We start from the raw sequence: 11,611 nt of genomic DNA on the forward strand, positions 1-11,611 counted from the left end.
CGTCGTCCTCGTCGGTGGACCACACGGCCCACCTCCGACCCGAACAGGAGACACCACCATGCACGACGAACGAGACGACGAGACGACGGGGACGACCGGGACGACGGGGACGCGCCGCCGGGCGGTGCTGCGCCGGGTGGGCATCGGAGCGGCGGCGGCAGCGGTCCTCGTGCTCGGCGGCGGCGGCGTCACCGCCGCCACCGCTGCGACGGGCGGGGCCACCGCCGGGCCCTCGGCGTCCGCGAGCAGCGGGCCGAGCGACGCGCCGGGCGACGACGCCACCGTGGTCCCCGGGCCGGCCGGACCCGACGCGGCAGCACCCGGGTGCGCCGCACTGCCGGGCGCCGGCGGCGGTGACGGGAAGACCCCGGCACCGCCGGCACCGCCCAAGCAGGGCGACGCACCGAAGCCGCCCAAGCAGGGCGACGCACCGAAGCCGCCCAAGCAGGGCGACACCCCGAAGCCGCCGAAGCAGGGCGACGCTCCCGCCGCACCGACGCCGGGCCGTCCCGACGCGTCGGCGACCGCGACCCCGCAGCCCAGCTCGGGCTCGGGCTCGGGCTCCTGACGTCGGGGCCGGGCGGTGCCGGGCGCGACCCGAGCGGGTCGCGCACCCCGCGCCTCCCGGCCGCCTCGTCGGCCCGGACGGAACCGGAGGCGCCCGCTGCCGGGTAGCGTCGTGGACGTCAGCGGTCAGATCAGCAAGGAGTGCTCGTGGACTCTCGTGCCGTCCGCACGTTCCGGGTGTTCGTCGTCGTCACCGCGGTCGTCGCGATCGTGCTCGGCGTCACCGCGATCGCCTGGCCCCGCCCGTCGCTCGTGGTGGTGGCACTGGTGTTCGGTGTGTACCTCGTCGTCGCGGGCGCCCTGCGCGTGCTGGCGGCAGCGCGGGGACATGGCACGCCGACGCTCTGGCGGTGGACCTCCGGGGTGGTCGGGACGCTCGTCGCGGTGGCCGGACTGGTCACCCTCGTCGACCCCGTCATCCCGCTGCTCGTCTACGCGGTGCTCGCGGGCATCGGCTTCGTCGTCGAGGGCGTCGCGTCGCTCGTCGGCGGCTTCGTCGGGCACCCCGGTTCGTCACGCGTCCCGACGATCGTGAGCGGCGTGGTGTCGGTGCTCGCCGGGGTGGTCGTGCTGCTCGCCCCGGGGACGGCGCTCGCGGTCTTCACGGTGTTCGCCGGCATCGCGCTCGTCGTCGTCGGCGCCGGGACGCTGCTGTTGCTGCCGCCGCGCGCCGCGGTCCGCCGCTGGTAGGGCTGCGGATCAGGCGTTGCCCGTCCCGAACAGCAGCCCGAGCGCGTAGGTCACCACCGCGGCTCCGAACCCGATCGCGAGCTGGCGCAGTGCGCGGCGACCCGGCGAGGCCCCGCTGAGCACACCGACGACCGCGCCCGTCCCGAGCAGGGCGAGCCCGACGAGCGCACCGGCGACGGCGATCGCCGCCCAGCCCTGCATGCCGAACAGGAACGGCAGCACGGGGATGACCGCCCCGGAGGCGAAGAAGCAGAAGCTCGACACCGCGGCACTGAGCCCGGTGCCGACGGCCTCGTGGTCCGCGGTGGTCACGATCCCGCCGGTCGCCGGGGACCGCTCGCCGATGCCGGAGAGCACCTGCGCGGCGTGCTCGGTCGCCTCGGCCTCCGACATGCCACGCGCCCGGTAGACGAGGGCGAGCTCGTTCGCGTCGACGTCCAGGTCGGCGACCGCGCGGCCCGCCTCGGGGTGCGGTGCGGACGCGTCGAGGAGTTCGCGCTGCGATCGCACCGAGACGTACTCCCCCGCCCCCATCGACAGCGCACCGGCGAGCAGTCCCGCGATCCCGCTCAGCAGGACGAAGTGCCGGTCGGCACCAGAGGCGCTGATCCCGATGATGAGCGCCAGGTTCGACACGAGGCCGTCGTTCGCGCCGAACACCGCCGCGCGGAACGTCCCCGACAGGCGCATGCGGCCCCGGTTCGCCAGCCCGCGGACGACCTCGCCGTGGATGCGCTCGTCGGCCGCCATCTGCGCGGTCGCGTCGGCGTCGTCGGCGTACGGCGAGCGGTCCTCCGCCCGCTGCATGAGCGCGAGGACGAACACCGAACCGAACCGCTTCGCGAGCGACGCCAGGACCCGGGTGCGCAGGCTCCCCCGCTGCGGTCGGCCGACGTCCTCGCCGAGCAGGTCGACCCAGTGCTGCTCGTGCCGGCCCTCGGCCTCGGCCAGCGCGGCGAGGATCTCGCGTTCCTCGCCGGACCGGCGCGCGGCGAGGTTGCGGTAGACGGCGGCTTCCGCGCGCTCGTCCGCCAGGTACCGACGCCACCGGCGGACGTCGGCTGCGGTGGGTGCGGTGGCGGTGTCGTCCTGGAGGCTCACCCCGCCCATCCTGCCCGGCCGGCGGTCCGGTCGCGCCCCGGCTCCACCCCACCGAGCGCGCCCGGAGCGTCGACGCGCGTCGGGAACCCCACGACCGCGCCCCGCGGACGTCGTCGCGCCCCGCTGTGCGGGGGCGCGACGACCGCGGCGGGGCGCAGCACCGGTATGAGCGGACGGGACGCGACAGGGCGCGGACCGGAGGCTGCGCGCACCACGTGCGCCGTGCCTCCCGTCCGCGCCCTGTGGCGACGGATCCCGCGGATCAGTCCCGGACGTAGGCCGGGGCGGCCTCGGCGTGGGCGTCACCCACGCGGTGCACCCGCAGGTCGTTCGTCGAGCCCTCGATGCCGGGAGGGGACCCCGCCGTCACGATGACGCGGTCGCCGGGCGCGGCGAGGCCGTTCTCGAGGAGGACGTCGTCGACCTGCGAGAAGAGCTCGTCGGTGTGGGTCTTCCGCTCCACCAGGAACGAACGGACACCCCAGGTGAGGGCCATCCGGCGGCGCGTGGCCTCGTTCGGGGTGAAGGCGATGATCGGCAGGCCGTGGCGGAGCCGCGACATGCGACGGGCCGAGTCGCCGGACTCGGTGAAGACGCAGAGGTACGAGGCCTCGGTGAACTCGGCGATCTCGACCGCGGCGAGCGTGATCGCGCCACCGAGGGTGCGCGGCTTCGTGCCGAGCGGCGCGATGCGCTCGAGGCCGTGGTCCTCGGTCGACTCGACGATGCGGGCCATCGTGCGGACGGTCTGCACCGGGTACTCGCCGACGCTCGTCTCACCCGAGAGCATGACCGCGTCCGCGCCGTCGAGGACGGCGTTCGCGACGTCGGACGTCTCGGCGCGGGTCGGGATCGGCGACGAGATCATCGACTCGAGCATCTGCGTCGCGACGATGACGGGCTTCGCCATGCGGCGGGACAGCTCGACGGCGCGCTTCTGCACGATCGGGACGGCCTCGAGCGGGAGTTCGACGCCGAGGTCACCACGGGCCACCATGATGCTGTCGAAGGCGTCGATGATCTCCTCGAGGGCGTCGACGGCCTGCGGCTTCTCGACCTTGGCGATGACGGGCAGGCGCTTGCCCTCCTCGTCCATGATCTCGTGCGCACGGTCGACGTCGGCGGCGTTGCGCACGAACGACAGCGCGATGAGGTCGGCGCCCTGGCGGATCGCCCAGCGCAGGTCGGCCTCGTCCTTCTCGCTCAGCGCGGGGACGTTGACGGCGACGCCGGGCAGGTTGATGCCCTTGTTGTTCGAGACGGTGCCGGCGACGACGACCTCGGTGCGGACGCGCACCCCGTCGGTGTCGAGCACGCGGAGGCGCACGCGGCCGTCGTCGATGAGCAGCGGGTCGCCGGGCTTGACGTCCTGCGGCAGGCCCTTGAACGTCGTGCCGCAGATCTCCTTCGTGCCGGGGACGTCCTCGGTGGTGATCGTGAACACGTCGCCGACGGCGAGCTCGTGCGGCCCGTCCGCGAACTTGGCGAGGCGGATCTTCGGACCCTGCAGGTCGACGAGGATCGCGACCGGCTTGCCGAGCTCCTCGGCGGCGCGACGGACGTTCTCGTAGTTGGCCTCGTGGACGCTGTAGTCACCGTGGCTGAGGTTCAGTCGGGCGACGTCGACGCCCGCTTCGATGATCTCCTTGACGGTCTCGTACTCCGACGTTGCCGGTCCGAGCGTCGAAACGATCTTTGCGCGTCTCAATGGATTCCTTCGTGGTGGTGGATGGAGCCTTCGGTTTCCACGCTGTGGGGCCGCGCGGAACGAACGAGGCCACCAGCACCCTACCGAGTACTGGTGGCCTCCCGCTCACGTCGAGGTGAGCATCTGGTGGTGGTCCGACATCAGACCGAGATCGCCCGGTCGGTCGCCTTGACCGGGGCCGGCAGGATCGTCGAGCCCTCGAGGTACTCGTCGACCTTCGCGGCGGCGGCGCGACCCTCGGCGATGGCCCAGACGATGAGCGACTGCCCGCGGCCGGCGTCGCCGGCGACGAAGACGCCCGGCTCGTTCGTCGCGTAGTCGGGGCGGCGGTCGATCGCACCGGAGACCGTCGTCGGCAGACCGAGCTGCGGCTCGATCGTCTCCGACTCGGGGCCGGTGAAGCCCATCGCGATGAGCACGAGGTCCGCCGGGATCTCGCGCTCGGTGCCCGCCTTCGGCACACGTCGGCCGTCGAGGTACTCGGTCTCGGCGACCCGCAGTGCGCGGACCTCGCCGGCCTCGTTCGCCAGGAACTCGACGGTGGAGGCGAGGAAGTGCCGCTCGCCGCCCTCCTCGTGCGCACTGGTGACCTCGAACACAGTGGGGAACATCGGCCAGGGCTGCTCGGACGGACGCTCGAGCGGCGGCTGCTTGCCGATCGCCAGGTTCGTCACGCTCAGGGCGCCCTGCCGGTGGGCCGTGCCGATGCAGTCCGCACCGGTGTCGCCGCCGCCGATGACGATGACGTGCTTGCCCTCGGCCGTCAGCTGGTTGTCGACCCGGGTGCCCGCGTTCGCCTTGTTCTGCTGCACGAGGTAGTCCATCGCGAAGTGGACGCCCTCGAGGTCCCGGCCCGGGATCGGCAGGTCGCGCGGCACGGTGGCGCCGGTCGCGACCACGACGGCGTCGTAGCGCGACTTCAGGTCGTCCCAGGTGATGTCGCGCCCGATCTCGACCCCGGCACGGAACCGGGTGCCCTCGGCCTGCATCTGGGCGAGGCGCGCGTCGATCTGGCGCTTCTCCATCTTGAAGTCCGGGATGCCGTAGCGGAGCAGGCCGCCGATGCGGTCGTCCCGCTCGTAGACGGCGACGGTGTGACCGGCGCGCGTGAGCTGCTGCGCGGCGGCGAGACCGGCCGGACCGGACCCGACGACGGCGACGGTCTTGCCGGTCAGGCGCTCCGGCGGGTGCGGCGTGACCCAGCCCTGCTGGAACGCCTCGTCGATGATCGAGACCTCGACCTGCTTGATCGTCACCGGGGGCTGGTTGATGCCGAGCACGCAGGACGCCTCGCACGGAGCGGGGCACAGGCGGCCGGTGAACTCCGGGAAGTTGTTCGTGGCGTGCAGGCGCTCGATGGCCTGGCGGCCCTCGCCCCGCCAGGTCAGGTCGTTCCACTCCGGGATGAGGTTGCCGAGCGGGCAGCCCTGGTGGCAGAACGGCACACCGCAGTCCATGCAGCGGCCGGCCTGGCGCTTGAGCGCGCCGGACTCCTGCTGCTCGTAGACCTCTTTCCAGTCCATGAGCCGCACGGGTACGGGTCGTCGGGCCGGGAGCTCGCGCTCCTGGACCTTGAGGAAGCCCTTCGGGTCAGCCACGGGTCGCCTCCGTCGTGTCGTTGCTGGTCGTGGTCGGTGGTGCGGGGTGCGTGCCGTGCTCAGCCACCGGTGACCTCGAGGATCCGGTTCCAGACCACGTCGCCGTCGGGGTCGAGCCCCTCGTCGACCGCCTGCTTGCGGGTCTCGAGCACCGCCGCGTAGTCACGCGGGAGCACCTTGACGAACTCGCTCAGGTCGCCGGCCGCGAGCAGGTCCGCCGCGAGGGTCGACCCCGTCTCGTCGGCGTGCCGGGTGAGCAGGTCGGTCACGATCTCGACGTCGGCGCTGTCGAGGGGCTCCAGCCGGAGCTCCCCGGTCGCGAGGGCGTCCGTGTTGACGTGCTCCTCACGCAGGCCGCGGACGTACGCGGTCCCGCCGGACATGCCCGCGCCGAGGTTCCGACCGGTCTCGCCGAGGATGAGCGCGAGGCCACCCGTCATGTACTCGAGCGCGTGGTCGCCCACGCCCTCGACGACGGCGGTGGCGCCCGAGTTGCGCACCAGGAAGCGCTCCCCCACGATGCCGCGGATGAACATGCTGCCCTGCGTCGCCCCGTAGCCGATGACGTTGCCGGCGATGACGTTCTCGGCCGGGTCGAAGCCGGAGCCCGCGTCCGGCGCGACGACGATCTCGCCGCCGGACAGGCCCTTGCCGACGTAGTCGTTGCTGTCGCCGACGAGCCGCAGCGTGATGCCGGCGGGCAGGAACGCACCGAGCGACTGCCCGGCGGAACCGCGGAGCGTGATGTCGATCGAACCGTTCGGCAGCCCGTGCTCGCCGTGGCGGCGGGTGACCTCGTGGCCGAGCATCGTGCCGACCGCGCGCTCGGTGTTCCGGATCGGCAGGTCCAGCGCGATCGAGCCGCCGTGGTCGAGGACGTCGGCGGTCTGCTCGATGAGCTGGACGTCGAAGTGCTGCTCGAGCTCGTGGTCCTGCGCGCGGTGGTGCCGGCGGGGCTCGGATGCGTCGAAGTGCGGTCCGGTGAGCACCGGGCCGAGGTCGAGGCCAGAGGCCTTCCAGTGCTCGAGCGCACGGTCGACGTCGAGCACGTCGGACTGGCCGATGGCCTCGTCGAGCGTGCGGAAGCCGAGCTCGGCGAGCAGCTCACGGACCTCCTGTGCGATGAACTCGAAGAAGTTCACGACGAACTCGGGCTTGCCCGAGAAGCGCTTGCGGAGCTCCGGGTTCTGCGTCGCGACGCCCACCGGGCAGGTGTCGAGGTGGCAGACACGCATGAGGATGCAGCCCTCGACCACGAGCGGCGCGGTGGCGAAGCCGTACTCCTCGGCCCCGAGGAGCGCGGCGACGACGACGTCGCGACCGGTCTTCATCTGGCCGTCGACCTGCACGACGACGCGGTCGCGCATGCCGTTCAGCATGAGCGTCTGCTGCGTCTCGGCGAGACCGATCTCCCAGGGCGTGCCGGCGTGCTTGAGCGAGTTGAGCGGTGACGCCCCCGTCCCGCCGTCGTGGCCGGAGACGAGCACGACGTCGGCCAGGGCCTTCGTCACGCCGGCGGCGACCGCGCCGATGCCGGACTGGCTCACGAGCTTCACGTGGACGCGGGCGGCGGGGTTCGCGCGCTTCACGTCGAAGATCAGCTGCTTGAGGTCCTCGATCGAGTAGATGTCGTGGTGCGGGGGCGGCGAGATGAGCCCGACGCCCGCGGTGGCGTGCCGGGTCCGGGCCACCCACGGGTAGACCTTCGTCGGCGGCAGCTGGCCGCCCTCGCCGGGTTTCGCACCCTGGGCCATCTTCAGCTGGATGTCCGTGGCGTGCGTCAGGTACATGCTCGTCACGCCGAACCGGCCCGACGCCACCTGCTTGATGGCGCTGCGGCGCTCCGGGTCGAGCAGGCGGTCGACGTCCTCGCCGCCCTCACCGGTGTTCGAGCGTCCGCCGAGGCGGTTCATCGCGATGGCGAGCGTCTCGTGGGCCTCTTTCGAGATGGACCCGTAGGACATGGCACCGGTGTTGAACCGTTTCACGATCGACTCGATCGGCTCGACGTCGTCGAGCGCGATCGGCGGGCGGACACCGTGCTTGAACCGGAACAGGCCGCGGAGCGTCATGAGCTCCTCGGACTGGTCGTCCACGGCGCTCGAGTACTCGCGGAAGATGTCGTACCGCCGCGCCCGCGTGGCGTGCTGCAGACGGAAGACCGTGTCCGGGTTGAACAGGTGCGGCGGTCCTTCGCGGCGCCACTGGTACTCGCCGCCGGTCTGCAGCCGCTCGTGCGAGAGCACCGCGCCGTCCTGCGGGTACGCCTGGGCGTGGCGCTCGGCGTTCTCCTTCGCGATGACGTCGATGTCGACGCCGCCGAGGATCGACGAGGTGCCGGTGAAGTAGCGGTCGACGAACTCCTGGCTCAGTCCCACCGCTTCGAACGCCTGGGCGCCCGCGTAGCTCGAGACGGTCGAGATGCCCATCTTCGACATGATCTTCAGGACGCCCTTGCCGAGCGCCTTGATGACGTTCTTGACGGCCTGCTCGGGGCTGATCCCGCTGATCATGCCGGAGCGCACGAGGTTCTCGCAGGTCTCCATGGCGAGGTACGGGTTGATCGCCGAGGCGCCGTACCCGATCAGCGTGGCCACGTGGTGGACCTCGCGGACGTCGCCGGCCTCGACGATGAGCCCGACCTTCATGCGCTGCTCGGTGCGGATGAGGTGGTGGTGCACCGCGGCGAGCAGCAGCAGCGACGGCACGGGCGCCTGCTCCGCGTTGCCGTCGCGGTCGGAGAGCACGATGAACTGCTTGCCGGACTCGATCGCGGCGTCGACCTCGTCGCACACGGCGGCGATGCGCTTCTGCATCGCCTTCTTGCCGGCGTCGACACGGTAGAGCCCCTTGATCGTCACGGTGAGGTGGCGGCCGGAACCGGTCTCGAAGTGCTGCACCTTGGCGAGCTGGTCGTTGTCGATCACCGGGAAGTCGAGCGTGATCTGCTTCGCGTGCTCGGGGCCGGCCGAGAGCAGGTTGCGCTCCGGCCCGAGGCCCATCCCCATCGACGTGATGACCTGCTCGCGGATCGAGTCGAGCGGCGGGTTCGTGACCTGCGCGAACTGCTGCGTGAAGTAGTCGAACAGCAGGCGCGGCCGCTGCGAGAGCACCGCGATCGGCGTGTCCGACCCCATCGCACCGAGCGGCTCCGCGCCGGTCTGCGCCATCGGCCGGAGCAGGATGCGGACCTCTTCCTCGGTGTACCCGAAGGCACGCTGCCGTCGGGTGACCGAGGCCGGGGTGTGCACGATGTGCTCGCGGTCCGGGAGGTCGTTGAGGTTGATCCGACCGGCCCCGAGCCACTCGGCCCACGGGCCCGATGCGGCCAGCCCGCGCTTCACCTCGTCGTCCTCGATGATCCGGCCGGCCTCGGTGTCGACGAGGAACATCCGTCCGGGTCGGAGGCGGCCCTTGCGCACGACCTTCTCCGCCGGCACGTCGATGACGCCGGTCTCCGAGCCCATCACGATGAGTCCGTCGTCGGTCACCAGGAAGCGTCCGGGGCGGAGGCCGTTGCGGTCGAGCGTCGCGCCGACGAGCGAGCCGTCGGTGAACGTGATGGCGGCGGGGCCGTCCCACGGCTCCATGAGCATCGAGTGGTACTCGTAGAAGGCACGGAGGTCCGGGTCCATCGCGACCTGGTTCTCCCACGCCTCGGGCACCATCATCGACACCGCGTGCGGCAGCGAGCGGCCGGTCAGCGTGAGCAGCTCGAGCACCTCGTCGAACGAGGCCGAGTCGCTGGCGCCGGGGCTGACGATCGGCAGCAGCGGTGCCATGTCGCCGAGCAGCTCGCTCTCGAGCTGCGACTGGCGCGCCCGCATCCAGTTGCGGTTGCCGCGGACCGTGTTGATCTCGCCGTTGTGCGCGATCGTCCGGAACGGCTGGGCGAGCGGCCACGACGGGAACGTGTTGGTCGAGTAGCGGGAGTGCACGATCGCGAGCTTCGACGCGAAGCGCTCGTCGCTGAGGTCCGGGTAGAACGGCTCGAGCTGCAGCGTCGTGACCATGCCCTTGTAGACCGTGGTCCGGCTCGACAGCGACATGAAGTACAGGTCGTCGTCGTGCTCGGCACGCTTGCGCAGCCGGAAGGCCTGGCGGTCGAGCGCGATGCCGCTCCAGGGGCGGCCGTGCACGTCGTGCCGGACCGACGCCACGAAGAGCTGCTCGAACGCCGGCATGGCGGCGCGCGCCAGCGACCCGAGGACCTCGGGCCGGACCGGGACGGTGCGCCAGCCGAGGACCTTCAGGCCCTCTTCCCGCGCGAGGCGCTCGATCGCGCCCTTGACCGCGTGCCGACGGTCGTCGTCGGTGGGCAGGTAGGCCGTGCCGACGGCGTACTCCCCCGCTGCGGGCAGCTCGAACGGCACGACGGCCCGCAGGAACTCGTCGGGCACCTGGCAGAGGATGCCGGCGCCGTCGCCCGTCCCCGCGTCCGAGCCCACCGCACCGCGGTGCTCGAGGTTGCGGAGCGCGCCGAGGGCGGCGTCGACGATGTCGTGGCCCGGCGTCCCGCGCAGGGTCGCCACCATCGCGAGACCGCAGGCGTCCTTCTCGTTCGCCGGGTCGTAGAGACCCGTGGCGTCCGGGATCGCCGAGAAGCGGCGGTGCGGCGGCACGAGCGTCGTCGATGCCGGTGTCTGGTCTGGCTGGAGCGCCATGGGGAACCGTCCTCACGAGGAAGTGGAACAGGGACAGCGGTGGCCCGGTGGTGCGTTCCGCCCGAGCGGGCGGGACTGGTGCCCGTGCCCGCCGTCAGTGAGGTGCGCTGTCGGCCGGCGAGGAGTCGGACCCGCTTGTGGCGGGGTCAGACGGGTGGTGCTGGTGGGACCCGTGCGGTCCGGTCAGCGCGGGGACGCGACCGGGTCGGTGCTCGGGACGTCCGTGGAGTGGTCGTGCGTGGAGTCGTCGTCCGCGTCGTCGTCGTGCTCCGAGAACGTGTCGTCGGAGTCTACATCGGACTTCGGGCCGGGCTGGCGGCCCGGCAGGTACGGGCTCGGCTCCTTGCCGGTGTGGCGTCGCGACTGCACGACGAAGATGACGATGCCGAGCAGGATCGCGGCGAAGGACATCCAGACGTTCGTGCGGATGCCGGCGAAGGTCTCGCTCGTGTCCACCCGAATCGACTCGAGGACGGAACGGCCGGTGCCGTACCAGATGAGGTACAGCGCGAGGACCTTGCCCCACTGCAGCTGGAAGCGGCGGTCGAGCAGCAGGATCACCGCGACGCCGACGAGGTTCCAGATGATCTCGTACAGGAAGGTCGGGTGGAACAGGGTGCCCTCGGGCAGACCGGCCGGGTACGCCGGGTTCGACGACTCGATCTGCAGACCCCACGGCAGGCTCGTCGGCATGCCGAAGAGCTCGTGGTTGAAGTAGTTGCCGAGCCGCCCGAACGCCTGGGCGAGCAGGACGCCCGGCACGACGGCGTCGATGAACGACGAGAACCGCAGCCCGACCTGGCGGCAGCCGATCCAGGCACCGACCGAGCCGAGGATGAGCGCGCCGAAGATCGCGAGGCCGCCCTCCCAGATCGCGAACGGCTTCCACCAGAGGATGCCGGGGCCGAAGTAGTCGCTGACGTGCGTGAGCACGTGGAACGCCCGGCCGCCGATGATGCCGGCCGGCACGGCCCAGATCGCGATGTCGATGATGATCCACCGCTCGACACCGCGCGCGTTGAGACGGCGGTTCGCGAGCACCACGGCCGCGACGATCCCGATGAGGATGCAGATCGCGTACGCGTGGATGCGGAAGTCGAGCGGCAGCGACCAGCCGAAGACGTCGCGCAGCCATGCGGTCAGGTCGAAGTACTGCCAGGCGGTGCTCGGGCTCGGGATGCTCAGGAGGGGCATGGAGGTGCGGTCGCCTTTCGGAACTGACTGGGCGCGGTGTCGACGTGGCGTCGGCCCCGCTCACTGTAGCGCGCGGGACGGGGCCGACA

7 protein-coding genes are annotated in these 11,611 nt (G+C 71.8%); 2 read left to right on the forward strand and 5 right to left on the reverse strand.

Annotated features, from left to right (window positions below; translation table 11 throughout):
* Positions 1–58: 58 nt before the first annotated feature.
* Entirely contained in the window at positions 59–568 is a 510-nt protein-coding gene (locus BIU97_RS04130) for a hypothetical protein (protein ID WP_071297124.1), read from the forward strand.
* A 146-nt stretch (positions 569–714) separates the two neighbouring features.
* Positions 715–1,257: an HdeD family acid-resistance protein gene (locus BIU97_RS04135; protein WP_175472404.1), complete on the forward strand. Its 543-nt coding sequence runs from the start codon at positions 715–717 to the stop codon at positions 1,255–1,257.
* Positions 1,258–1,266: 9 nt separating this feature from the next.
* Here the strand turns inward: BIU97_RS04135 and BIU97_RS04140 are convergent, their stop codons facing one another.
* The 5 genes from BIU97_RS04140 to lgt form a co-directional block, all read right to left on the reverse strand.
* On the reverse strand, positions 1,267–2,367 hold the full coding sequence (locus tag BIU97_RS04140; RefSeq protein WP_071255725.1) for a VIT1/CCC1 transporter family protein: 1,101 nt from the start codon (positions 2,365–2,367) through the stop codon (positions 1,267–1,269).
* Between the two features lie 253 nt (positions 2,368–2,620).
* Positions 2,621–4,066: a pyruvate kinase gene (gene pyk, locus BIU97_RS04145; RefSeq protein WP_071297126.1), complete on the reverse strand. Its 1,446-nt coding sequence runs from the start codon at positions 4,064–4,066 to the stop codon at positions 2,621–2,623.
* A gap of 140 nt (positions 4,067–4,206) precedes the next feature.
* Positions 4,207–5,664: a glutamate synthase subunit beta gene (locus BIU97_RS04150; protein ID WP_071255732.1), complete on the reverse strand. Its 1,458-nt coding sequence runs from the start codon at positions 5,662–5,664 to the stop codon at positions 4,207–4,209.
* 59 nt (positions 5,665–5,723) lie between these two features.
* On the reverse strand, positions 5,724–10,328 hold the full coding sequence (gene gltB / locus BIU97_RS04155; protein ID WP_139195889.1) for a glutamate synthase large subunit: 4,605 nt from the start codon (positions 10,326–10,328) through the stop codon (positions 5,724–5,726).
* Positions 10,329–10,511: 183 nt separating this feature from the next.
* Positions 10,512–11,522, reverse strand: coding sequence for a prolipoprotein diacylglyceryl transferase (gene lgt / locus BIU97_RS04160; RefSeq protein WP_071297127.1), 1,011 nt, complete (start codon positions 11,520–11,522; stop codon positions 10,512–10,514).
* Between the last annotated feature and the right edge of the window lie 89 nt (positions 11,523–11,611).

Origin of the sequence: Curtobacterium sp. MCBA15_009 (genome assembly GCF_001864895.1) — a bacterium.
Classification (GTDB): domain Bacteria; phylum Actinomycetota; class Actinomycetes; order Actinomycetales; family Microbacteriaceae; genus Curtobacterium.